Here is a 24530-nt window from a genome sequence, read left to right on the forward strand (position 1 = left end):
GTGAATCAGATGCAGGGCCTGCTCCTCGCGGGCCGCTACCGGCTCGGTGAGTCCATCGGGCACGGTGGCATGGGGCGGGTGTGGCGCGCGCGGGACGAGGTCCTGCACCGGGCCGTCGCCGTCAAGGAGCTGACGGCCGCGCAGTGGGTGCAGGAGGCCGACCGCGCGGTGCTCTTCGCGCGCACCCAGACGGAGGCCCGTGCCGCGGCCCGCATCAACCACCCTGCCGTCGTCACCGTCCACGACGTCATCGAGTACGACGACCGGCCCTGGATCGTGATGGAGCTGGTCGACGGCTGTTCGCTGGCGGACGCCGTGAAGGACCAGGGCCGCGTCGACCCGGTCGAGGCCGCCCGCATCGGCCTGTGGACCCTGAAGGCGCTGCGTGCCGCGCACGCTGCCGGAGTCCTGCACCGTGACGTCAAGCCCGGCAACGTACTGCTGGCGGACGACGGCCGCATCCTGCTCACCGACTTCGGGATCGCCGCGATCGAGGGCGACACGACGATCACGCGGACCGGCGAGGTCGTCGGCTCCGTCGACTATCTGGCGCCAGAGCGGGTCAGTGGCGCCAACCCCGGGCCCGCGTCCGACCTGTGGGCGCTCGGCGCCACGCTCTACACGGCGGTCGAGGGCAAATCCCCCTTCCGGCGCACGTCGCCGCTCGGCACGATGCAGGCCGTGGTCGGCGAAGAGCCCGCGCCGCCCGAGTACGCGGGGGCGCTCGCGCCCGTCATCGGCGCGCTGCTGAGCAAGGACCCGGAGGACCGGCCCACCGCCGAGGAGGCCGAGCTGATGCTCGCCGAGGCGGCGGAGGGGCGGCGGCCGAGCCGGGCACAGGCGTACGTTCCGACGCAGGTGCATGTGACCGGGCAGCAGCCCGTGCCGCAGCCCGTGCCGCAGGCCGCACACTCGGCAGAGCCGGGGACGGCCGTCCAAGGCGCGACGGGAACAGCCGCCCATGGCCATGGCTCCGGCACCTTCGTCCACGACGGTCACTCCAACCACCCCCCGAAGCGCCGCAAGTGGCCCGTGATCGTCTCCGTGGTCGCGGCCGCCGTACTGCTCGGTGGCGGCGGGGCCGCCCTGTCCCTGTACCTCGGGGACGGCAAGCACGAGACCAGTACGCAGGGGGCGGGGGACGGGGATCCCGGTAAGGCCGTCGGCGGCATCCCCGCCGACTGGCCGCGGGTCAAGGACCCCGAGGGCTTCAGCCTCAGGCTGCCCAAGAACTGGGTGCGCGAGATGGACGGCAACCAGATCGACTACACCCCGGACCACGGACGCCATTTCGTACGCATCAGTGTCGACCCCAAGACGGCGTGGGAGAGCCCCTATCTGCACCAGCTCGACCTGGAGAAGAGCCTGAGGCCCAAGCTGCCCGCCTACAAGCGGCTGCAGCTGGACTCGAACACCTTCCGCGACCGGGCCGGCGCCCTCTGGGAGTTCAGCTGGACGGCGGGTGCGAACGACACGACGGCGGGAAAGCGCCGCGCCATCTCGCAGTCGTATCTCAGCCGCAACGGCATCGAGTACGTGATCTACATGTCCTCCCCTGCCAAGGACTGGGACACCGCACGGCAGCAGTTCGACGCGATCCTCCGGAGCTTTGGCGAGAAGCCGGTCAACTAGGCGCGCACGAGGCGGGCGGTGCGAGCGGCCGGAACCAGTCCGCCGCCCGGGCCCACAGGGTCCGGGCCCGCACAGGTGGGGCATGATGGCCGCATGGGGAGCGTGGGGGACAACGCCCGGGTCATAGCTGGCCGTTACCGCTTGGAGGCGCGGCTCGGCCGGGGCGGCATGGGCGTGGTCTGGCGGGCCACCGACCAGTTCCTCGGGCGCAGGGTCGCCGTCAAGGAAGTCGAGCTCGACGACACGCTCTCCGATGCCGAGGCGCTGCTGCAGCGGGAACGCACCCTGCGCGAGGCGCGGGCGGCCGCGCAGCTCAGGCATCCGCACATCATCGTCGTACACGACGTGGTGGTGCAGGACGAACACCCCTACATCGTCATGGAGTTGATCGAGGGTGGTTCGCTCGCGGGGCGGATCGCGCGGCAAGGACCGATGGACGCGCGCACGGTCGCCCGGATGGCCATCGATCTGCTCGGCGCGCTGCGCGTCGCGCACGCCGCGGGGGTCCTGCACCGCGACATCAAGCCCGCGAACGTGCTCCTGGAGGAGGCGACCGGCCGCGTCGTCCTCACCGACTTCGGGATCGCGCAGGTCAGCGGGGCGACGACGCTCACCGAGACCGGGTCGTTCGTGGGCTCGCCCGAATACACCGCGCCCGAGCGGATGTCGGGCGAGACCACCGGGCCCGCATCCGACCTCTGGTCGCTGGGAGCGCTCCTCGTCGCCGCGCTGACCGGAGAGTCGCCCTTCCGCAGGGACTCGATCGGCGGTGTCCTGCACGCCGTCGTCTTCGACGAGATACGCCCGCCGCCCGCCGCCGCGCCGCTGCTGCCCGTCGTGCTCGGCCTCCTGGAGCGCGATCAGCGGCGGCGGTTCGACGTGGCGGAGGCGGAGCGGCTGCTTCGGCTGTACGTCGAGACGGGGCGGATGCCCTCGACGGCGGCGGGCCGGGCGGGCGGTCAGCCGTCGGCGCTGCCGGACGGCTACACGCCCACCCAGCGCGACCTGCCGGTCCGTCCGGCGGCGGGGCCTGCCGCGCCCTTCCGGGGGCGGCGCCGCGTGCTCCTCATCGCCGCCGCGCTGGTGGCCGCGGTGGCCGGGGCCGGGGTGTCGGCCGCCGCGCTCCTGATGGGCGGGGGCGGCGACGGTGGCGGTGGTACGCCGACGAGCTCGGCGCCGAGTGCGCCGCAGACCACGGGGACGGCGACGGGCAGCCCTTCGCCCACCCCCACGGTGACGGTCACCCGCGGCAACACCGCGACGCCGTCCACGCCCGCGGCCCCCGACGGCTACCGCATCGCGAAGGACCGCAGGGGCTTCACGCTCGCCGTGCCGGAAGGTTTCGCCCGCGAGGTCGACGGGCCCCGCACCTTCTACAAGTCCCCCGGCGGCACCTTCCGCATCGGCATCAAGGAGTCCGCCCCCGACCCCGGCGGCCCGCTGGCCGTGCAGCGCCGCTCCGACGCCAAGGGCCCCGAGAACAACCCCGGTTACCGCGACGCCGAGATCACGCAGACCACGCACAACGGCAGGCCGGCCGCCCTGTGGCAGTTCACCTGGGACGGCTTCAGCGCGGCGGAGGGCGCCCGGCACACGTACGACCTGTGCTGGGAGGAGGGCGGCCGGATGTACGACGTGTGGGTCTCGGCGCCGGTCGGCAAGGCCGAGGAGAGCAGGCGCTATTTCGACACGGCGGTGGACACGTTCATGAGCCGCTGACGCCCCGACGGGTTCCCGGTGGACTTCTGTGCGAAGCATCACCACGGTCACAAGTCAGTGACCCGAGTGGAACCGGAGGCCATCGGCAGGGTACTGATGTGTGCATGAGTAACGACGGGGGAGCCTCCTACGGCCCGTATGAACCCACCAGTTTCGGACTGCAGCCGCCGCAGTCCGGCGTCCCCGGACAAGGGGGACAAGGTGGGCAGTACGGCGGGCAGCACGGCGGGCAGCACGGTCCCGCCGCGCCGACGCCGCCCCCGTCGCCGTACGCCCAGCCCACCCAGGTGGTGCCGAACCAGCCCTCGGAGCCCGACCCGGGCGCGGGGCGCGTGATCGCGGGCCGCTACCGCCTCCTTTCGAAGCTCGGCCACGGCGGCATGGGCACGGTCTGGCGCGCGAAGGACGAGACGGTGGACCGCGAGGTCGCGGTCAAGGAACCCCGCATCCCCGACCACCTGCCGGAGCGGGAGCGCGCCAACGCCTTCGAGCGGATGCGCCGCGAGGCGCGCGCCGCGGCCCGCCTCGACCACCCGGCCGTGGTCAACGTCCATGACGTGGCCGTGGAGGACGGCCAGCCGTGGATCGTCATGGAGCTGGTCCAGGGCCGCTCGCTCGGCGCCGCGCTCCAGGAGGGCACCCTGGGGGCCGGCGAGGCCGCCCGCGTCGGCCTGGAGGTGCTCAACGCCCTTGACGCCGCCCACCAGGCGGGCATCCTGCACCGCGACGTGAAGCCGGACAACGTGATGCTCGGCTCGCACGGCCGTGTCGTCCTCACCGACTTCGGCATCGCGCAGATCGAGGGCGAGACGAACCTGACGGACACCGGCGGCTTTGTCGGCTCTCCCGAATTCATCGCCCCGGAACGGGTGTTGGGCCAGCGCCCCGGCCCGGCCTCCGACCTCTGGTCCCTCGGCGTGGTCCTGTACGCCGCGACGGAGGGCGTCTCGCCGTTCCGCCGCAACAACACCCCCGCGACCCTCCAGTCCGTCCTGAACGCGACACCGGCGGCCCCCGCCTCAGCCACGGGCCCCCTGGCGGACGCGATCAACCGCCTCCTGACCAAGGAGCCGGCCCAGCGCCCGAACGCGGGGCAGATCCGCACGCTCCTGGAGGAGTCGGTGCGGCCGCCGCAGGTGGCGCCGACGCGGGTGGTGCAGGTCGGTGGTGGTTCCGGTGGAAGCAAGGGCGTCACGATCGGGCGCAAGGGTCTGATCGGCATCGGCGCCGTGGTGGTCGCGGCCGTGGTCGCCGGCGTACTCGTGGTCATGAACCCGTTCGCGGCGGATGCCGCGGACGACTGGAAGAAGCACGAGGAGAAGGCGCTGGGCGCGACGGTGGCGGCGCCCCCGGACTATGTGAAGTCCGTGCCGGACGGCATCGACAAGACGGAGCACTGGGTCACCTACTCCGACCCGAGCACCGCCATCTCGATCACTCTGCGCCTCGAGAAGAAGTCCGAGGACACCACCGGCGAGATGGCGGGGTCCCCGGCCGCGCAGGCGTACAGCGACGCCGACAAGATCAAGAACGGCGACGAGAGCTACATGGCCGAGGAGCCCGCTCCCCGGAGCAAGACTGAGAAGACCTCGTACGAGGGCCGGGAGTCCGCCGAGAACTCGGTCACCTACGTCGATGAATCAGACTCGGAGACGAAGAAGCCGCGCGAGGCCAAGGTCTTCTACTACAAGTCCAAGTCCGGCGACATGTACAAGCTCTGGGTCGACTACCCGGGCAAGGGCGACTTCGTTGAGCGCGGTCGCGAGGTCGCCAAGACCGCCATCGCGAACCTGAAGATCGCGAAGCCCTGACCCGGCATGGCCGATGACGGGGGACGTCTGATCGGCGGCCGCTACCGCCTCGCGGAACGCATCGGCTCCGGCGGCATGGGCACCGTATGGCGTGCCGTCGACGAGCTGGTCGGGCGGGACGTCGCGGTCAAGCAGCCCCGGCTGCCGGGGGATCCGCACGACGCGGCGCAGCGGCGCATGTACGCCCGGCTGCAGCGGGAGGCGCGGGCTGCCGCGCAGGTGGAGCATCCGGCGGCGGTGGCGATCCACGACGTGGTCGTGGAGGACGAACTGCCGTGGATCGTCATGGAGTTGATCCGCGGCGATTCGCTGCACGAGCTGCTCAAGCGGGGCGCGCTGCCGCCCGCCGAGTCCGCGCGGATCGGCCTCGCGGTGGTGGGCGCATTGGCCGCCGCGCACGCCAGGGGCATCGTGCACCGTGACGTGAAGCCCGCGAACGTACTCATCGGGCCGCATGGCCGTGTCGTCCTCACCGACTTCGGGATCGCGCACATCCAGGGCGAGGAGTCGCTCACGGTCAGCGGCGAGTTCGTCGGCTCGCTCGAATTCATCGCGCCCGAGCGGATGTCGGGCAGCACGGCAGGCCCCGAGTCCGACCTGTGGTCCCTTGGCGTGCTGCTCTACGCGGCCGTGGAGGGCTGGTCCCCTTTCCGGCGTACGACGTTGGAGTCCACCCTGGCCGCCGTGCTCTCCGCGGAGGTGCCGCCGCCGGTCAGGGCGGGTGAACTGGGCCCGCTGATCGAGCGGTTGCTGTCCAGGAACCCCGCGCTGCGGCCCGCCGCGTCCGAGGTCGCGCTCGCCCTGGAGGCGGCGTCGGAGGGCCGGCCGCTGCCGGAGCCCTTCGGCGGCGAGGTGGCCCAGGACCCTTCGGGGTTGCGGGAGTTGTCGGACGACGTGGGGACGGTGCGCCTCACGCCCGCTCCACGGCCCGCACCGGACGTGGACGCGGACGCGGACGCGGATGCAGATGCGGACGCGGGCGAGACCGCCTCCGCCGAGCCGCCCGCCAAGCGGCCCGCCCGCGCCACCGGGCGCCTGATCGCCGCCGCTCTCCTGGGCGTCGTACTGGTCGGTGGTGGCGTCTGGCTCGGCACCTCACTGGGCGACGGCGGTGATGCCAAGGTGGAGGCGGGCACAGGCAAGAAGGACGGCAGCGAGAAGCCGGACGACGACAAGAAGGAGAAAGGCGAGGCGAGCCCCTCGGGCGGCGGCGACTGGACCGTCCACAAGGAGCCCAAGGTCGACGCCGAGATCTCCGTCCCCGCCACGTACACCGAGATCATCCGCGACCCGGCCAACCCCATCGTCGAGTACTCCGAGCCCGACGGCGCGGTCTCGCTGCGCATCACCAAGCCCGCGACCGCCGCCTCCCCGGCCATGACCTGGGCGAACGCCGAGGCCAAGGAGTTCGAGGGCGCCCCCTACGAAGAAGTGAACACCGAGACCACCCCGACCAGCTTCCATGGCCAGGACGCGGCCCTGCTCGACGCCACGTACACGGAGAGCGCGGAGGAGGACCTGGTCGAGCCGGTCGTCACCCGCGAGCTGCACCTCCTGATCGTCACGGACGCCGGGGAGCACTACGACCTGATGGTGCGGATGCCCAAGGGCGTCAAGACGTACGAGAAGCAGGGCACCGACCTGTTCAAGGCGGCGCGCGAGCGGCTCGGCGTGGGGAGCCCGCTGGTCGGCGGCTCTCAAGATTGATGAACGATCTTGATCAACTCTCGCTAAGCCCCTGATCAGGGGCTTTGCCGCCAGCGATCGCTGGCACTGTGTGTGCGCCCGGTGAAAGCTGATTACCGACGGGTACCCAAAACGTTGACCTGGGCCTACGCTCTGCCCCATGACGGACTCGCAGGCCACCGCAGCGCCCCTCGGAACGAACCCGACAGCCACCGCCCCCGAAGGTGCGCGCACCGTCGCCGACGTGGTGACGCCCGAGCTGATCGCGCAGCTCACCCGGGACGTCGTCGGTTCGGGGCGGACCGCCAATCACACGCCGTTCACCGGCGAGAAGCTGGCGGACCTGCCCGAGTCCACCCCCGAGGACGTCGCCACCGCCTTCGAGCGGGCCCGGGTCGCCCAGGTCGCCTGGGAGCGCACCCCGGTCCGCCGCCGCGCCGCGGTCCTGCTCCGCTTCCACGACCTGGTGCTTCAGCGCCAGGCCGAGGTCCTCGACCTCATCCAGCTGGAGACCGGCAAGGCCCGGCTGCACGCGCACGAGGAGCTGCAGGCCGTCGCCGTCGCCGCCCGGCACTACGGCCGCAAGGCCCCCGCGTATCTGAACCCCAAGCGGCACACCGGCGTCGTACCGACCCTCACGAAGGTCACCGAGAACCGGCAGCCGCGCGGCGTCGTCGGCCAGATCGCGCCGTGGAACTACCCCTTCGAGCTGTCCATCGGCGACGCGCTCCCGGCCCTGGTCGCGGGCAACGCGCTGGTGATGAAGCCCGACACGGAGACCTGCCTGACCGCTCTGTGGGCCCGTGACCTGATCATCGAGGCCGGGCTGCCCGCCGAGGTCTTCCAGGTCGTCATAGGTGAGGGACCGGTCGTCGGACCCGAGATCGTCAAGCACGCCGACTACGTGTCGTTCACCGGCTCCACCCGCACCGGCCGCGAGGTCGCCCAGGGTGCCGCGGGCCGCCTGGTCGGCGTCTCGCTCGAACTCGGCGGCAAGAACGCCATGCTGGTCCTGCACGACGCCGACGTCGACAAGGCCGCGGCGGGCGCCGTGCGCGCCTGCTTCTCGTCCGCCGGTCAGCTCTGCATCTCCATCGAGCGGCTGTACGTCCACGAGTCGATCGCGGACGAGTTCGTGGAGCGCTTCGCCGCGCGGACGAAGGCGATGCGGCTCGGCAAGTCCCTCGCGTACGGCGCCGAGATGGGCTCGCTGGTCGGCGAGCGCCAGCTGGAGACCACCAAGCGGCACGTCGAGGAGGCGGTCGCCAAGGGCGCCACGCTCGTCGCGGGCGGTGTCGCCCGGCCCGACATCGGCCCCTTCTTCTTCGAGCCGACGATCCTGGACGGCGTCGAGTCCCCGATGGCGGTCTGCGCCGAGGAGACCTTCGGCCCGGTCGTCTCCATCTACCGCTTCACCGACGAGAACGAGGCGGTCGAGCTCGCCAACTCCACGTCGTACGGCCTCAATTCCTCGGTCTGGACGAAGGACGGCAGCCGCGGCCGCAAGATCGCCGCCCGTCTGCGTACCGGCACGGTGAACGTGAACGAGGGCTTCGCGCCCGCCTACGGCAGCGTGCAGTCCCCGATGGGCGGCATGAAGGACTCCGGTCTCGGCCGCCGCCACGGTTCCGAGGGCATCCTCAAGTACACCGAGGCGCAGACCGTCGCGCACCAGCGTCTGATGCCGCTCGCGCCGTCCTTCGGCATGGACGACGAGAAGTACGCGGCGTTCATGAGCCTGAGCCTGAAGGTCATGAAGTCGCTGCGGCTTCGCTAGTGCGTTAGTTCTCAACGAGGAGAGTCAATGTCACAGGAGAGCTCTGTCCAGAAACAGCCGGACAGCGAGGCGGGAGGGTACGACGAGGCGTCGTACGACTACGACGTCCTCGTCGTCGGCTCGGGTTTCGGCGGTTCCGTCTCCGCCCTGCGGCTGACGGAGAAGGGCTACCGCGTCGGCGTACTCGAAGCGGGCCGTCGCTTCACCCGCGATGCGCTCCCGAAGAACTCCTGGGACCTCAAGAACTACCTGTGGGCACCGGCGCTCGGCCTCTACGGAATCCAGCGCATCCATCTGCTGGGCAATGTGATGGTGCTGGCGGGGGCGGGCGTCGGCGGAGGTTCACTCAACTACGCGAACACGCTCTACGTGCCCCCCGAGCCGTTCTTCAACGACCCGCAGTGGAAGGACATCACGGACTGGCAGGACGAGCTCGGCCCCTACTACGAACAGGCCAAGCGCATGCTCGGGGTGCGGCTCAACCCGACCACGACACCGTCCGACATCCACCTGAAGGCGACCGCCCAGGCCATGGGAGTGGGCGACAGCTTCCACATGGCGCCGGTCGGCGTCTTCTTCGGAGACGAGCAGGACGCCTCAGGATCTTCAACGGCCGAGCCGGGCCAGGAAGTTCCCGACCCCTACTTCGGCGGCGCGGGTCCCTCGCGCAAGGCCTGCACCGAGTGCGGCGAGTGCATGACCGGCTGCCGCCACGGCGCGAAGAACACCCTCAACGAGAACTACCTCTACCTGGCGGAGAAGGCCGGCGCCGTCATCCACCCGATGACGTCCGTCGTCACCGTCACCGAGGACTCGCGGGGCGGGTTCGCCGTCGCCACCCTGCCCACCGATGCCAAGCGCAAGGGCAACGGCCGGACGTTCACGGCCCGCAAGGTCGTCGTCGCCGCGGGCACCTACGGCACGCAGACGCTCCTGCACCGCATGAAGGACAACGGGCTGCTGCCGCACATCTCCCCGCGGCTCGGCGCGCTGACCCGCACCAACTCCGAGGCCCTGGTGGGCGCCCAGACCACCGACCGCCGCTACCGCAAGGCACACGGCGGCGCGAAGCCGGACTTCACCAAGGGCGTCGCGATCACCTCGTCGATCCACCCGAACGACTCCACGCACATCGAGCCGGTCCGCTACGGCAAGAAGTCCAACGCGATGGGCGGCATGACGATCCTCCAGGTCCCCTACAGCGCGAAGGCGCGCGTGGCGGGCTGGCTCGGCAATGTCGCCAAGCACCCCTGGCTGATGGTCCGTTCGCTCTCCAACCGGCGCTGGTCGGAGCGGACCATCATCGGCCTGGTCATGCAGTCCCTGGACAACTCCTTGATCACGTATCGCAAGGAGAAGGGCATCGGCAAGGGCCTGCTGACCGCCCGGCAGGGCCATGGTGCGCCCAACCCGACCCAGATCCGTGAGGCCACCGACGCCGCGACGCTGCTCGCCAAGGAGATCAACGGCTTCGCGGGGTCGAACGTCGGCGAGCTGATGGGCACCCCGCTGACCGCGCACTTCCTGGGCGGCTGCCCGATCGGCGACTCCGCCGACACCGGAGTCATCGACCCCTACCACCGCCTTTACGGCCACCCGGGCATCTCGGTCGTCGACGGCGCCGCGGTCTCCGCGAACCTCGGCGTGAACCCGTCCCTGACGATCACCGCGCAGGCCGAGCGCGCGATGTCCTTCTGGCCCAACAAGGGCGGCGAGGACACCCGCCCCGCACAGGGCACGGCGTACGTACGTCTCGCGGCCGTCGAGCCGAAGGCCCCCGCGGTGCCGGACGACGCGTTCGGCGCGCTGAAGCTGCCGTTCCTGGGGATGCCCGCGGTACCGGCGAAGAAGTAGCGCCCGCGCCCTGTTGAACGTACGTACGCGAAAGGACCTGCGCCCCCCTCCGAGCGCAGGTCCTTTCGCGTGCTCAGGTGCCGTCACGAGACGGCGTGCCGCGGTGCGGCGGGCCGTTACGCGTTGGCGTCGGCCTTCTTGCGGCGGACGATGAAGACGGCGCCCGCACCGGCGACGACGGCGACGCCGCCGACGAGACCGATGGTCGGCAGCATCGAGCTGGAGCCGGTCTCGGCGAGGTTGCCGGTGGCCGGGATCTCGTTGGTGCCGCCCTGCGGCGCCTTGCCACCCTGCGGCTTCTTGCCGTCCTGGCCCGGCTTCTCCTCGGCCTCACCCGGGTTCTCGTTGCTGCTGCCGGCCTTCAGGACCGTGAACTCGTAGAACGCGAAGGCGTTGTGCACGCAGTTCGCCTCGGAGTCCAGGTAGCCGCCGAGGCCGAGCGCGTAACCGTCGCCTGCCGGGGCCTTGGCGCTGATGTTGACGCGCAGCTTGATGTCGACCTTCTCCTTGGCGCCCAGCTCCGTGGCACCGAAGTAGAGACCGCCCGTGACCTCGTCCGCGATGGACTCCCAGGACTTGGAGTCCGGGTTGAAGTACTGGATCTGCGCGTAGTTGGCGAGCCAGTCCTGCTCGTCCTCGCTGTCCGACCAGTTGTCCACGGCGGCCAGCCACTGGACCTCGCCGAGGTCCTCGTCGCTCGGGTTCGACGCGGTCAGCTTGAACTGGTGCCAGCCGCTGCCGGCGACGATCTTGCCGGGCAGACCCGAGAGTCCGAGCTCCAGCTTGGAGTCGACGTCGACGCCCTCGTCGTCGACCGGGCAGTCCGTGGGGGCCTCGGTGGGCTCCTCGGTCGGCTTGGCCGTCTCGGTGGGCTTCTCGGTCGCGGTCGCCGTCTCGGAGGGCTTGGCCGTCTCCGTCGGGGAGGCCGTCTCGGTGGGCTTGGCCGTCTCGGACGGGGCCGCCGTCTCCGTGGGCTCGGCCGTCTCGGTCGGCGTGGCCGTCTCGGAGGGCTCGGCCGTCTCGGTGGCCGTCGCGCTCGGAGACGAAGTGGTGGTGTCCTCGGTCGCGAAGGCGGCAGGGGCCGACAGCAACGCGATCGGGGCTATGGCAGCGGTCGCGGCCGCGGCGGCCATGACACGGCGAAGCTTCATGAAGACCTCAGGAAGTCCGGCGTACTGCCTGGTGAGCAGTACGGAGGTGGAGGCCTCCGCGGTGGGGACGCGGGTGTGGCCGTTGTTACGCATGCATGACCTGCGTCCCCTGTGAATGGTTGTCCTGGAACTCACAGAATTCTTATGTGGCTTGAATCACATGGCTTGTGCGGTTGTCGCGGGGTGCCGTAGAAATTCCTCCGCCCGACGGCGAACCGCCGCCGGGCGAGGGGCGGTAGGAGGGGGCTGCGTGACAGTGCCGGACGAGATGCCGGAGCACATACCCGACGAGGTGTGGGAACGGTTCGAGCGCGACAGCCTGCGCGACATCCGTACGTCCGCGCCGAAGGAGCCGTCCGCGCGGGCGCGCATGGTGGCCGAGCGGCTGCGGCGCCTGGACGAGGAGGCGGCGCGCCAACAGGCGTCGGACTCACGGGCGTTGGGTCGTCGACGCAGAAAGCGCAAGGCCGCGCAGGGGGAGGGCGCCGCCGGGGCATGGCGGCCCGACGAGTGGCGGTCCACGCCCACGGGGCCGCGCCGCAGCGCCCGTTCGGAGCGCAGCCGCCGGGTGTGGAGCGTGGTGATCGTGGTGGGCGGCATGGCGCTGGCCATCGTGTTCCTGAGCCCGTTCCGCTTCTGGATGTGGGGCTAGCTCGTACGAGGGCCGTGCCCATCGAAGCGGAACCAGGCGCGATGATCTTCCGTCGTACGAGGGGTGCGGGTGACTCCGCATGGTGCGACAGGAAGAAAGAACGGGGAGCGGGAACGTGAAGTCAGCTGTGTCACGCGGCGTGGTGGCCGTTTCGGTGGTGGCGGCACTCGGCCTGACGGCGGCGTGCAGCGGAAGCGGCGACGACGGCAAGGGCAAGGGCGATGGCGGCTCCGGCGGCAGGAAGCCCGCGGGTGCCGCCGGGACCTCGGCCGCCGAGAAGCTGGAGAAGTCCGCTCTCGCCACGGGTGACGTCAAGAAGTACAAGGTGGAGAAGGCGTCCGATGCGTCTGGGGCGTCCGCGGACAAGACCGCGCCGCCCTCGGCCGCCGTGCGTCCCGGCGAGTGCCGTTCGCTGTCGGACATGCTCAGGGCCACCGCACCCGAGGGTGCGAAGGCGCAGGTCGTACGGACGCTGAGCAGCACCGACATCGACGACGCCACGACGACCGACGTCGAACTTCTCGCGTACGACAAGGCCGGCGCCGAGAAGACGATGGACACCCTGCGGTCCGCGTCGAAGTCGAAGAAGTGCGCCACCTTCGGGGTCGGCGGTCACCGGTACTTCGGCGTGCGGCCGCAGCCGGCTTCGGTCGGCGGCGACGAGTCCGTCTCGTTCAAGCTCGCGAGCCGCGCGGGTGAGTTCCTGGCCCGGGACAAGGTCACCGTCGTACGCAGCGGCTCGACGCTGATGTCCTTCCACGCGTCGAACGTCTTCGACCAGGAGGCCGTGAAGTCCGCCAGGCAGGGCGACCCCGAGGTTGCCGATGCGATCGTCGACGCGCAGCTGGCGAAGGTGGAGAAGTAGCCCCCGCCGCTGGCTGAGGCGCGGTCGGCGCAGAGCGAAGGGCCCCGCGGGACGGATCCGCGGGGCCCTTGGCTGTCAGCACCGACGTCAGGGCAGCGTCGGTGCCGCGGAGCGGCGCCGGGGGGAGTGCGCCGCGAGTCTGCGGGGGCGCCGGTGGCCGACCCGGCGCACGAGGGGCGCTCACGTGGTATCGACCATTGGCAATGGAATTGTGGAGTGCCGCGTTTGCGGCCCGTACCTCTACGCATCGTGCTGGATCTGACGTTGCCTGCGCAACCGTTTCGACCAGATCTAGACGAACAGGGACAGCTCGGGGTTCTCGACGGGACTGCCGGGTCGGCTGGGGGCTGCGGGACGGTTGGGGACGGCTTCGGCTTGGGAGACGTCTTGGCGGACGCTTCGAGGGACGGAGGCCGGTCGGCTTCGGGCGTCCCCGAAGCCGACCGTTCTCTTGGGTGACCGGGCTGCTGTCCCCTGCCGTCCGGTCACGTCTCTGGAGCGAGGTCCCACGGCGTACACGGTGTGTGCGCCTCATCGCTCCAGCGGAGCCACGCGTGGTTTTCCCGTGCCCGCCCCTGGCTGGCACGGACATCGGGACCAACGAAGCCCCTCCGGACCCGGTCACGCGCCGTACGGGTGAGAGCGGACCCGAACTCAGGTCCGGTGGCACAAGGGTTCCGGGGGTCCGGACGGCAGGCGGCGGGACGGTCCCGGGCGGTTCAGACGCGGCCGCGGCACAGCTCGAGGAGCGTCATCGCGAGCGACGTGCCGGGCTTGCCGAGCGCGTCCCTGTAGTGACCGAGGACCTCCATCTCGCGGGAGAGATTCACGCGGCGGCCGCCCGAGGTGATCCGGGCCTCCTGGATGACGGAGGACACGGCCATCCGTTCCTGGACGAGGCCGATGATGCGGTCGTCGAGCGCGTCGATCCGCTCGCGGGCGTTCTCGATCACATCGGCTGCCTCGGGGGTGCGGGCGCCGGTCTTCTCGGTCGTGGCGGAGGTGGTGGCGGTGCTCATCTGGGGCTCCTCGTCGGATGGGGAGGCGGCCCCGGAGCGACAAGGTCCGGAATGACAGAACGCCCCGGGCCTTGTCGGCCCGGGGCGCCTGGGAAGTCGCTTGTCAGTGGATCAAGCAGCTCGACCATGGCAGCCGGCGGGCCGGTTGCCATAGGTAAAGAGGAAGCTGAGGTGCTTGGTCACGAGGCCAGTATGCCCCCAGGCGCGCGTGCCCGGTCAACACGGGTTCCGCCGCGGCTCGGATGCTGAGACGCTCGCGGCGCCGGACCCGTGAGAACTGGCTCCCGTCGGATGCGACGAAGGGAGTACTCACGCGCCCGTTAGAATCGACAAAACAGACCCCTTGCACACGCACTGAGCCCCAGCTCACGCTCAACGCCGGAAGGCCGCCGCCGTGCCATCAGCGTCCCCCGCTGCCGCCGCTCCCGACACCGTTCTGGTCGTCGACTTCGGAGCGCAGTACGCCCAGCTCATCGCCCGACGTGTCCGTGAGGCCCGGGTCTACAGCGAGATCGTGCCGAGCACGATGCCGGTCTCCGAGATGCTCGCGAAGAATCCCGCCGCGATCATCCTCTCCGGCGGCCCCTCGTCGGTGTACGCGGACGAGGCACCGCGCCTGGACCGCGCGATCTTCGAGGCCGGTGTCCCCGTCTTCGGCATGTGCTACGGCTTCCAGCTGATGGCGACCACCCTCGGCGGCACCGTCGACAACACGGGCGCCCGTGAGTACGGCCGTACTCCGCTGGCCGTCTCCAAGCCCGGCTCGACGCTCTTCGAGGGCACCCCGGCCGAGCAGCCCGTGTGGATGTCGCACGGCGACGCGTGCAGCGCGGCGCCCGAGGGCTTCTCCGTCACCGCGTCCACGGACGTCGTGCCGGTCGCGGCCTTCGAGAACGACGAGAAGAAGCTGTACGGCGTGCAGTACCACCCCGAGGTCATGCACTCCACGCACGGCCAGCAGGTGCTCGAGCACTTCCTCTACCGCGGCGCCGGCCTGAAGCCCGACTGGACCACCGGCAACATCGTCGAGGAGCAGGTCGCCGCGATCCGCGAGCAGGTCGGCACCAAGCGCGCGATCTGCGGCCTCTCCGGCGGCGTCGACTCCGCCGTGGCCGCCGCACTCGTACAGAAGGCCATCGGCTCTCAGCTGACCTGCGTATATGTCGACCACGGTCTGATGCGCAAGGGCGAGACCGAGCAGGTCGAGAAGGACTTCGTCGCGGCCACGGGCGTGCAGCTCAAGGTCGTCGACGCGCAGGAGCGGTTCCTGAACGCGCTCTCCGGCGTCTCCGACCCGGAGCAGAAGCGGAAGATCATCGGCCGCGAGTTCATCCGCGTCTTCGAGCAGGCGCAGGCGGAGATCGTGGCCGAGGCGCCGGGCGACCAGCCCGTCGAGTTCCTCGTCCAGGGCACGCTCTACCCGGACGTCGTCGAGTCCGGCGGCGGCACCGGCACCGCCAACATCAAGTCCCACCACAACGTGGGCGGCCTCCCCGAGGACCTCGAGTTCCAGCTGATCGAGCCGCTGCGCCAGCTCTTCAAGGACGAGGTGCGGATGGTCGGGCAGGAGCTCGGTCTGCCGGACGAGATCGTCCAGCGCCAGCCCTTCCCGGGCCCCGGCCTGGGCATCCGCATCGTCGGCGAGGTCACGAAGGACCGTCTCGACCTCCTCCGCGACGCCGACGCGATCGCCCGCGAGGAGCTGACCGCCGCCGGTCTCGACCGTGACATCTGGCAGTGCCCCGTCGTGCTGCTCGCGGATGTGCGCAGCGTGGGTGTGCAGGGCGACGGCCGGACGTACGGGCACCCGATCGTGCTGCGGCCCGTCTCCTCCGAGGACGCCATGACCGCCGACTGGTCGCGTCTTCCGTACGAGGTCCTCGCGAAGATCTCGACGCGCATCACGAACGAGGTCGCCGACGTCAACCGCGTCGTCCTCGACGTGACGAGCAAGCCGCCGGGCACCATCGAGTGGGAGTAGTCCCGCGGTTCTTGCCGCGGAGCTTCCCGCAGGGCTGAAACGGCGCCGTCCACTTCTGTGGGCGGCGCCGTTCGCGTACGTCAGGTCCGCCTGGTCGTCCGCGCTGGCGCACCCGGCTTCCACAGCTGCACCGCCAGATACTTCTCGTCCTCGATGTACGTACGGACCACCTCGGTCAGTTCCGTACGGAACAGGTGGGACGGCTCCGGCGGCGCGACCTCCCCGACATAGCGCGCGACGGTCTCGGGGTCCTTCACCTCGACGGCCCGCCCGGCGATCCGGACGTCGCCGCCCGCCATCTCCGTGCCCGGTCCCGGATTGGCCTGGAGCGAGAAGCGCGGGTCGCGGCGCAGGTCGAGCGCCTTCATCGAGTTCGGCATCATGCCGAGCCACAACTCGCCATGCAGGAAACGGACTTCGAGCCCCGTGGTGCGCGGTGACCCGTCCTTGCGGAGCGTGGCGATGACGTGGTGGGTGAAGAGGCCGAAGCGCTCCTCGGCGGTCCGTGCGAAGTCGGGTTCCGCCGCGGCGAAGGCTGCCCAGTTCGATGTCATACGGCTCGATGTCATACGGCTCGATGTCATACGGCTCGATGTCATACGGCGAGTGTGGCGCCGATACCCGACATCTTCTGTCCGGCTTCGCATCCCGATTGCGCACTCTCTTCACAGGGACCCCCTGTCTTCCTGCGCTGACCGGCGGTAACTTCCGCTCCGTACAGCGAGGGATGGAGGAACCATGCAGGCGCCCACACCGATACCCGTCGAACGGCTGCAGTTCGCGATGCCGCCCGTCCATGACTCGATGGCGGACGAACGGCGGTACCGCAAGGAGCGGCTCGCCGGGGCGCTGCGGCTCTTCGGCCGACTCGGATACGAGGACGGGGTTTCCGGGCACATCACGGCGCGCGACCCGGAGTACGACGACTGTTTCTGGGTGAACCCCTTCGGGATGCCCTTCAAGCACATCACCGTGGGCGATCTGGTCCTCGCCAACGCGGAGGGGCAGGTTGTCGAGGGCCGCCACCACGTCAACCAGGCCGCCTTCACCGTCCACGCGCAGGCGCATCTGGCGCGGCCCGATGTCGTCGCCGTCGCCCACTGCCACTCGCTGCACGGCCGCGCGCTCTCCACGCTCGGCGAACTCCTCGACCCCATCACCCAGGAGTCCTGCGCCTTCTACGAGAGCCACGCGCTGTACGACGGCTACACCGGTGTCGTCGTCGACGCGGAGGAAGGGCGGCGCATCGCCACCGCGCTCGGCGACCACAAGGCCGTCATCCTGCGCAACCACGGACTCCTCACGGTCGGCGATTCCGTGGATGCCGCCGCCTGGTGGTTCCTCACCCTGGATCGCTCCTGCCAGGTCCAGCTGAGCGCACGGGCCGCGGGCCGCCCGGTCCTGATCGGCCACAAGCAGGCCGTGGCGACGCGCGAACAGCTCGGCAGCGATCTGGTGGCCTGGATCAACTACCAGCCCCTGTGGCAGGACATCAGCCGCAGCGAACCGGACCTGCTGACCTGAGCCGCTGCTCCCCTCCGTCAACCCCGGCGCGCCGGCCTCACCCGCCCTGACCTGACCCGAGGGACCCGATCGACTTCCCGTACGGCACAATCCCCTTTCATCGCAAGGAAGTTCACGGATCGGTGCTTCACGGATCGGTGCTCGGACGAGGGCGGGGAAGGCGGCGTACGCGGTGGCGGTGCAGGAGGCTCGGCAGGGCGCGCACGGGGGCGGCTGCGCGTGCGGTGACTGCCCGCACGGTGCGCGCGAGGGACACCGGCGGGCCGTGGCCGAGTTCCTCGCCAAGCGCGACGAACTGGCCGCCGGGGAGGGGCTTCCCGCGGCGGTCGCGCACTCCGCGGGCGCTTCCCGGCAGTGGGTGTCGGACGAACTGACCCAGTCCGCGCGCGCCGTCGCCGAACGCGGCCGCGCCGAGGGCGAGGCCTGGCTCGGCCTGCTCCGGCAGCGCACCCTCGGTGTCGTCTGGGGAGCCGTGGGCGCGCTGCTCCTGGTCCAGGCGCTCACCGCGATCGGCACCGGCTGGACACTCGCCCGCACGGCCGGACTGCTTGCGGCCGTGGTCGTCGGCGGCCTGCTGACCGGCGCCGGGCATCTGCACCGGGCGCGCGGCGGCGTCATCGCGCCGGTGATCGGCGAGGACAACCGCCTCTCCACCTCCCGTGCCGTGGCGGCCTGCTGGACCCTCCTCGTCGTCTTCGCCGTGCTCGTCCTCGCCGGGCAGCTGGCCGGCGCTTCCGGGCACCGGCAGCGGGACGAGCTGATCGCCGGTCTCGAACTCGCCCGCGCCGCCGGAGCCGTGACCGTCCTCGCCGTGGTGTGCGGGGTCGCCGTGCTCGTCCGCCGTGTGGTGGGCCTGCGGGTCCTCGGCCAGCGGCTGCAGAAGGTCCCGGCCCACCGGCCCCGAGCCGCCGATCTGCTCACCGACGACGCGGGCCGCGGCAGCTTCGCGGACACGCAGTACGTCCTGGTCAGCGCCGTCGCCATCGTCTTCGCCGCAGTACGGCTCGCACGCCGCCCCGAACAGCTCCCCGACCTGCCGTGGGGGCTCGCGCTCCTCGTCCTGGTGTCGGCGGCGACATACCTGGCGGGCAAGTACGCCGAGGGCGGCCGCCCCGTGATCCTCTCCGTGGTGCGGGCCCGCGAGGCCGGCGACCTCGACGCCCCCATCCGCACCGGCGACGACATCGAGATCCGCGGCGCCGGATTCGTGCCCCCGGGCGCGCAGAGCGCCGACCGTCTCGCCCGTATGGTCGTCCGCATCGGAACCGTCCACGTCCATGTGCCGCTCGTCCCCGTGCCCGGCGGATTCACCAACCCGACCGACGCGGCGCTGACCGTCCCCGTCCCGGTCGACGTGGAGCCGGGCCGCGTCGACGTCCAGGTGATCACCGCGGCGGGCGTGGAGACGAACCGGTGCACGATCGACGTCACGGACTGAACCACGGCCCCCACCACGGACCGCACCACAGCCTCCACCACGGACCGAGTCATCGACCGATGAGCCCGGCACGGCAACGGATCTGTTCTCGCGAATTCGGTGTACGCCACTGAGCAGGGCCCCCTCTTCGTACGTATCGTCTGATGACGGGTCAATGGGCGAGACGGTCAACGGGAGAGGCGGCGAGAGCGATGGCTCACGGCATGCGCACCGACAGCCACAACAGCTACGTCAGAAGCAGCGGATGGAGGGAGAGCGCTTCCCGCTATGCCCTGCTCCCGCTCCGCGTCTTCCTCGGCGTCACCTTCATCTACGCCGGCCTGGACAAGATCACCGACAGCGCGTTCATGTCCGCCAGCGGCGCCGGGTCCATCGGCGAGATGATGGAGGGCGTCCGCGACATCTCCGCCATCCCGGCCCTCGTCGACCTCTCCCTCAAGAGCCCCGTCGGCTTCGGCTACGCCATCGCCCTCGGTGAACTCGCCGTCGGCATCGGCACCCTCGTCGGCCTCTTCGCCCGCATCGCGGCGCTCGGCGGCGCGCTGATCTCGCTCAGCCTCTGGCTGACCGTGAGCTGGTCCACCGAGCCCTACTACTACGGCAACGACCTGGCCTACCTGATGGCCTGGCTGCCCCTGATCCTCGCCGGGGCGTCCATCTTCTCGGCCGACGCGATGCTCGCGGCCCGGCGCAGGCGGTCCTCGGGGCTCGTCTAGCCGCGGGGCTCACCCAGGCGCTCGGCCGGATACCCGGCCGTACGTCGCCTGGACGTCCGTCAGCCGTCCGTGGAGTCGTCGGGTGACCGGTCTGCCGGGCGGTCGGGTATGTGATCCGCCGGGAGGTCGGTCGAAGGGTCGGCTGAGCGGTCGGTCGGGTGACGGGTTGAGTGACGCATCGAGCGGTGGCCGGGGCGGCCGCGTATGCCATAGGCCACGGCTGCCGCCGCGCCGCCGAGCAGCAGGCCCGCCAGCAAAAGGGGGAACGCCACGAACCACGGCGTGTCCCAGAGGCCGCCCGCGTCACCCGCGTAGGCGATCGCCGCTATCAGCAGGAACAGGCCCAGGACCAGCTTGCCGGGATGGAACTCATGACGTAGCACGGGTCACCTCCGCCTGTCCGATGCCCACTTCGACGTTCAGCTCAAGTGTGCCGCCGTCCTTGCTGCCCGCGGGCGGGTCCAACGTCACCGTCTTCTCCTTGCCCGGAGCGATGTCCACATCTCCGTCGCGGTCGTCCGGCAACTGGATGTCGCCGACCCCGACTTCGACGTTCAGCTTCACCGTGCTGTCCTTCGGCACGATCACCTTCAGCTGTCCGGCCCCCACCTCGGCACTCGTCGTCACTGTCCGGTCCTTGCCGGGGCCGGCCCGGCTCAGGTCGAGGGTGCCGATGCCCGTACCCAGTTCGTAGTTGGGCCGGACCTGCTCCGACGTGGCCGGTTTCCAGTCCGTGCGCGCCCAGGTGGTGCTGATGTCCTTGGGCAGTGCCGCCGCGCCCGCGAGCAGCGTCGCTGTGATCACCGCGAGGATGATCGACCCCACCCCCGTACGCCCGGCGAAGGCACTGACGGCGATGCCGACCGCGAAGACGGCGAGCGCGCACGCGAGGCCGGTCTGCAGGCTGGTGCCGAGCGCCTGCTCCTCCCACGTCAGGCCCGTGCCGAGGCCGCCGGCGACCAGTGCCGTCAGGAAGACCGAGCCGCCGATCCAGCGCGGGCCGCGCGGCTTGGGCCGAGGGGTGGGAGCCGCAGGCTCGCCCTGCCGTATCCGACCGTGTGGCGGATCCGGCTGGTACTCGACGGTGACGCCCTCCGGCCCCCAGAAATAGCCCGAGATCCCGTCGTGCGTGCCGTCCTTGACGATCGGGTCCCGCCACCACGAGGGCGCCCCGGCCACCGGCGGTGCCTTCGCCTCGGGCGGTGCGTCCGCGACGGTCTGCGCCGCCACCGGGTCGGGGTCGGTCAGGCCGCGCTGCTGCGACCAGTACCCCGCGCCCGCGAGGAGCAGGGCGAGGACGGCGGCGAAGGTCAGCGCCCCGCCGTTGTTCAGCAGGGACAGGAAGACTCCGCAGCCGACGAGCGCGAAGAGCACGGCCGTCAGGGCCTGGCCGTCGACCCGGCCGGAGAGCAGCCTGCGCGCCTCGTTCTCCTCCTCGTCGTCGAAGGGGACGAACAGCCACGCGAAGCCGTAGAAGACAAGGCCGAGCCCGCTGGTGACCGAGAGGACCGCGAGACCGATCCGGAAGATCACCGGATCCATGTCGCAGTGCCGCCCGAGCCCCGCGCACACGCCGCCCAGCTTCTTCTGCCGGCGGTCACGGCGGAAGTTCCGCACGCCCGCGGGCCCGCCCGGCTCCTGTGCCGTGGCGGACAGCGGATCGCGGTGCGCGGCCTGCGGGCCCGTCCCGGCGGGCTGCTCGTCTGTCATGTGTCCATGGTGACGGGCGGGAGGCCGCGACGGCAGTCGGAACAACCCTGGCCGAACCCTGATATCACCCCTGACGCACCCCTGCCCCGACCTGCCGCCACCGTTCGTCCGGGGCGGAGATCAGGGGAGTCTCGGGGGTCGACCCTGATGCCCGCGCCCGCGTACGCGTGTGAATATCGGAGACATGCCGGAAGCCGCAGCAGTATCCATCGAAGACGAGCGGCCGCTGCGAAAGCTCTACCGCAGCGGTGACGGTCGTTGGCTCGGCGGAGTCGCGCGCGGCCTCGCTGGGCATCTCGGGCTGCCCGTCGTCTGGGTGCGGCTGATCTTCGTCGGCCTGTTCATGGCGGACGGCCTCGGCGCGCTGTTGTACGCGGCGTTCTGGTTCTTCGTGCCGCTGGGCGTCGGCGGTGTCGACGCCCAGCGCGCGCCCTCCGCCGTCACCACCGAGACGACGGCCGACGGGCGCCGCAAGCTCGTGGCCCGCAAGCCGGACAAGGGGCAGCTCGTCGCGCTGCTCGCGATGGTCGTCGTCGCCATGGTCTTCGTCGGCAATGTGGACCTGGGCAGTTCCACCAAGGCCTATCTCGTCCCGACCCTGCTCGTCGCCGCCGGTGTCGCCCTCGTCTGGCGCCAGGCCGACAACGCGCGCCGGGCCCGCTGGATGGCGGTCGGCCGCCGTCGGCGCACGTTGACCATCGCCCGTGCGGCGGCCGGGGTGCTGCTCGTCGGTGCCGGGGTCTCCGGCATCGTCGTGCTGCAGGGCTCGACCTCGCACCTCAGCTCCGTGCTGCAGGCGGCGCTCGCCGTGCTCGTCGGTGTCGCCCTGCTCGCAGGCCCCTATCTCGTACGCATGATGCAGGACCTCTCCGAGGAGCGCCTGATGCGGATCCGCGCCCAGGAGCGGGCGGAGGTCGCCGCGCATGTGCACGACTCGGTGCTGCACACCCTGACCCTGATCCAGCGCAACGCGGAGAACGCCTCGGAGGTGCGCAGGCTGGCCCGCGCCCAGGAGCGCGACCTGCGTCAATGGCTCTACAAACCGGAGGGCACGGGCAAGGACGAGGACGACGAGCCCGACACCCTCGCCGAGGCGGTCCGGCGCAACGCGGCGGAGGTCGAGGACAAGCACGGCGTCCCCATCGAGGTCGTCATAGTCGGCGACTGCCCGCTCGACGACCGGCTGTCCGCGCAGATGCAGGCCGCGCGGGAAGCGATGGTGAACGCCGCCAAGTACGGTGGCGAGGGCGGTGCGGTGCAGGTCTTCGCCGAAGTTGAGGGGGAGACCGTGTTCGTGTCCGTCCGGGACCGTGGCCCCGGGTTCGATCTGGATTCCGTGCCGGACGACCGCATGGGCGTACGAGAATCGATCATCGGCCGTATGCAGCGCAACGGCGGCACGGCGCGGCTGCGCGCGGTGCCGGGGGGCGGCACGGAAGTCGAGCTGGAGATGGAGAGGACGGCGACGACATGAGCGACGCGAGTGAGCCCGTGGGGCCCAGGGGCGGATCAGAGGGTGCGCCCGACCCGTCCGCGGCCGGACCGGACACGTCGGCCGGACCGGACACGTCGGCTGTGCCGACGGAATCGGCTCGGCCCGCCGATGCGGCCGGTGCTGCCGTCGGCGGTGACGAGGAAGGCCGCCGGGTGCGTGTCGTCCTTGTCGACGACCACCGGATGTTCCGTACGGGCGTGCAGGCCGAGATCGGCAGGACGGCGATCACGGGCGTCGAGGTCGTGGGTGAGGCCGCCGATGTCGATCAGGCGGTCACGGTCATCACGGCGACGCGTCCGGAGGTCGTGCTCCTCGACGTGCACCTTCCGGGCGGCGGCGGGGTCGAAGTCCTTCGCCGTTGCGCGCCGTTGATGTCCGACGCCGAGAACCCGGTGCGGTTCCTCGCGCTCTCCGTGTCGGACGCCGCCGAGGACGTCATCGGAGTCATCCGGGGCGGCGCCCGCGGCTATGTCACCAAGACCATCACCGGCACCGATCTGGTCGACTCCGTCTTCCGTGTGCAGGACGGCGACGCGGTGTTCTCGCCGCGGCTCGCCGGGTTCGTCCTCGACGCCTTCGCGTCGACCGACGCGCCGCCGGTCGACGAGGATCTGGACCGCCTCACCCAGCGCGAGCGCGAGGTGCTGCGGCTCATCGCGCGCGGGTACGCGTACAAGGAGATCGCCAAGCAGCTCTTCATCTCCGTGAAGACGGTGGAGTCGCATGTGTCGGCGGTGCTGAGGAAGTTGCAGCTGTCCAACCGGCACGAGCTGACGCGATGGGCGACGGCGCGGCGGCTGGTCTGACGGGTCGGCCGGACGTCAGCGGTGCGTGCCGCCCGTGACCGCGGTGGGGGTCAACTTCCGTACCGCCCAGCGGTAGTGGCCGACCGCCTTGGTGACGCCGACCAGGCCGGTCAGCCACAGGACGAGGCCGGCGCCCATGCCGAGGGCGACATCGCCGTACGAGTCGCGTCCCGGCTCGGCGTAGGCGGCGGCAGCGAAGGACGCCCACAGGCCCAGCGCGCACAGGACGAAAGAACCGAGGAGCCAGCAGAGGCTCAGGCCGGGGGAGCGGAGCGCGGAGTCCGCCGTCGGGTTGCTGTCCAACGCCAGCCAGGTGTCGGTGAGTTCGCGTATCTGCCGGTCGCGGCGGATGCCTAGGACGACGCCGATCACCGAGGGGGCGAGCGCCCCCAGGCCCAGGACGGCGCAGACCGGGCCGAACACAATGACCATGGGCTCCTTGTCCTCGACCATCTGGATCGGCAGCGCCAGCAGCGACCACCCGATGACGCCGCCGAGCCCCAACAGCCAGAGCAGCAGCAGCCGGTGTACTCCCAGGCTCCGCCCGCGCAGCTCTTCGAGTGCCATGCCGCGGTCGGCGAGGAGCGCGTTGCGGTCCGGCCAGGTGCGCAGGTGGGCGGGCGGCGGTGGGGGCGGCAGCGTACGGCGGGGCATGAGCCAGAACAGTACCTTCGGGCTGCTCGGAGCCTTCGTG

Annotated in this window: 20 protein-coding genes; 14 read left to right on the top strand and 6 right to left on the bottom strand. The window is 71.0% G+C overall.

The window, feature by feature from the left end; all coding sequences use genetic code 11:
* Nucleotides 1-9 precede the first annotated feature (9 nt).
* From OG453_RS22025 to OG453_RS22050, 6 genes are all read left to right on the top strand, one after another.
* The gene (locus OG453_RS22025) at nt 10-1632 is read left to right on the top strand and encodes a serine/threonine-protein kinase (RefSeq protein ID WP_266873081.1); all 1623 of its coding nucleotides are present in this window, start codon (nt 10-12) and stop codon (nt 1630-1632) included.
* Between the two features lie 93 nt (nt 1633-1725).
* A complete protein-coding gene (locus tag OG453_RS22030; RefSeq protein WP_266870057.1) occupies nt 1726-3351 on the top strand; it encodes a serine/threonine-protein kinase in 1626 nt (541 codons plus the stop codon).
* Nucleotides 3352-3455: 104 nt separating this feature from the next.
* A complete protein-coding gene (locus OG453_RS22035; protein WP_266870059.1) occupies nt 3456-5162 on the top strand; it encodes a serine/threonine-protein kinase in 1707 nt (568 codons plus the stop codon).
* A 6-nt stretch (nt 5163-5168) separates the two neighbouring features.
* Entirely contained in the window at nt 5169-6869 is a 1701-nt protein-coding gene (locus OG453_RS22040) for a serine/threonine-protein kinase (protein WP_266870061.1), read from the top strand.
* A 139-nt stretch (nt 6870-7008) separates the two neighbouring features.
* Complete coding sequence (locus tag OG453_RS22045) at nt 7009-8625, top strand: succinic semialdehyde dehydrogenase (RefSeq protein WP_266870063.1); 1617 nt, start codon at nt 7009-7011, stop codon at nt 8623-8625.
* 27 nt (nt 8626-8652) lie between these two features.
* Nucleotides 8653-10479, top strand: a complete 1827-nt coding sequence (locus tag OG453_RS22050; RefSeq protein WP_266870065.1) for a GMC family oxidoreductase — start codon at nt 8653-8655, stop codon at nt 10477-10479.
* 116 nt (nt 10480-10595) lie between these two features.
* Here OG453_RS22050 and OG453_RS22055 read toward each other — a convergent pair whose 3' ends face one another.
* Nucleotides 10596-11723 (bottom strand): LAETG motif-containing sortase-dependent surface protein, encoded by a 1128-nt coding sequence (locus OG453_RS22055; protein WP_266870067.1) that lies wholly within the window; start codon nt 11721-11723, stop codon nt 10596-10598.
* A gap of 157 nt (nt 11724-11880) precedes the next feature.
* On the opposite strand from OG453_RS22055, the gene OG453_RS22060 reads away from it, so the two are divergent.
* Complete coding sequence (locus OG453_RS22060) at nt 11881-12282, top strand: hypothetical protein (RefSeq protein WP_266870069.1); 402 nt, start codon at nt 11881-11883, stop codon at nt 12280-12282.
* A 115-nt stretch (nt 12283-12397) separates the two neighbouring features.
* A complete protein-coding gene (locus OG453_RS22065) occupies nt 12398-13147 on the top strand; it encodes a hypothetical protein (RefSeq protein ID WP_266870071.1) in 750 nt (249 codons plus the stop codon).
* Nucleotides 13148-13866: 719 nt separating this feature from the next.
* Here the strand turns inward: OG453_RS22065 and OG453_RS22070 are convergent.
* Nucleotides 13867-14166 carry a chorismate mutase gene (locus tag OG453_RS22070; protein WP_266870073.1) on the bottom strand — a complete coding sequence of 100 codons (300 nt, stop codon included), beginning with the start codon at nt 14164-14166 and terminating at the stop codon, nt 13867-13869.
* Nucleotides 14167-14560: 394 nt separating this feature from the next.
* Between OG453_RS22070 and guaA the strand changes: the two genes are divergently transcribed.
* Nucleotides 14561-16147: a glutamine-hydrolyzing GMP synthase gene (guaA, locus tag OG453_RS22075; protein WP_266870074.1), complete on the top strand. Its 1587-nt coding sequence runs from the start codon at nt 14561-14563 to the stop codon at nt 16145-16147.
* An 80-nt stretch (nt 16148-16227) separates the two neighbouring features.
* Here guaA and OG453_RS22080 read toward each other — a convergent pair whose 3' ends face one another.
* Nucleotides 16228-16701: a pyridoxamine 5'-phosphate oxidase family protein gene (locus tag OG453_RS22080; RefSeq protein WP_266870076.1), complete on the bottom strand. Its 474-nt coding sequence runs from the start codon at nt 16699-16701 to the stop codon at nt 16228-16230.
* A gap of 184 nt (nt 16702-16885) precedes the next feature.
* Between OG453_RS22080 and OG453_RS22085 the strand changes: the two genes are divergently transcribed.
* The 3 genes from OG453_RS22085 (at nt 16886) to OG453_RS22095 (ending at nt 19825) form a co-directional block, all read left to right on the top strand.
* Complete coding sequence (locus tag OG453_RS22085; protein WP_266870078.1) at nt 16886-17671, top strand: class II aldolase/adducin family protein; 786 nt, start codon at nt 16886-16888, stop codon at nt 17669-17671.
* Between the two features lie 172 nt (nt 17672-17843).
* Nucleotides 17844-19109 (top strand): hypothetical protein, encoded by a 1266-nt coding sequence (locus tag OG453_RS22090; protein ID WP_266870080.1) that lies wholly within the window; start codon nt 17844-17846, stop codon nt 19107-19109.
* Nucleotides 19110-19300: 191 nt separating this feature from the next.
* Nucleotides 19301-19825 (top strand): DoxX family protein, encoded by a 525-nt coding sequence (locus OG453_RS22095; RefSeq protein WP_266870081.1) that lies wholly within the window; start codon nt 19301-19303, stop codon nt 19823-19825.
* A 59-nt stretch (nt 19826-19884) separates the two neighbouring features.
* Here the strand turns inward: OG453_RS22095 and OG453_RS22100 are convergent, their stop codons facing one another.
* Complete coding sequence (locus OG453_RS22100) at nt 19885-20208, bottom strand: hypothetical protein (RefSeq protein ID WP_266870083.1); 324 nt, start codon at nt 20206-20208, stop codon at nt 19885-19887.
* Entirely contained in the window at nt 20195-21535 is a 1341-nt protein-coding gene (locus tag OG453_RS22105; RefSeq protein WP_266870085.1) for a PspC domain-containing protein, read from the bottom strand. The genes OG453_RS22100 and OG453_RS22105 overlap by 14 nt, the downstream gene beginning before the upstream one ends.
* A 184-nt stretch (nt 21536-21719) precedes the next feature.
* On the opposite strand from OG453_RS22105, the gene OG453_RS22110 reads away from it, so the two are divergent.
* Complete coding sequence (locus OG453_RS22110) at nt 21720-23009, top strand: ATP-binding protein (RefSeq protein ID WP_266870087.1); 1290 nt, start codon at nt 21720-21722, stop codon at nt 23007-23009.
* Complete coding sequence (locus OG453_RS22115; RefSeq protein ID WP_323178657.1) at nt 23006-23836, top strand: response regulator transcription factor; 831 nt, start codon at nt 23006-23008, stop codon at nt 23834-23836. The genes OG453_RS22110 and OG453_RS22115 overlap by 4 nt, the downstream gene beginning before the upstream one ends.
* Nucleotides 23837-23851: 15 nt before the next feature.
* On the opposite strand, the gene OG453_RS22120 is transcribed toward OG453_RS22115, so the two are convergent.
* On the bottom strand, nt 23852-24490 hold the full coding sequence (locus OG453_RS22120) for a hypothetical protein (protein ID WP_266870089.1): 639 nt from the start codon (nt 24488-24490) through the stop codon (nt 23852-23854).
* Nucleotides 24491-24530 lie beyond the last annotated feature (40 nt).

The organism is Streptomyces sp. NBC_01381 (genome assembly GCF_026340305.1).
Lineage (GTDB): Bacteria > Actinomycetota > Actinomycetes > Streptomycetales > Streptomycetaceae > Streptomyces.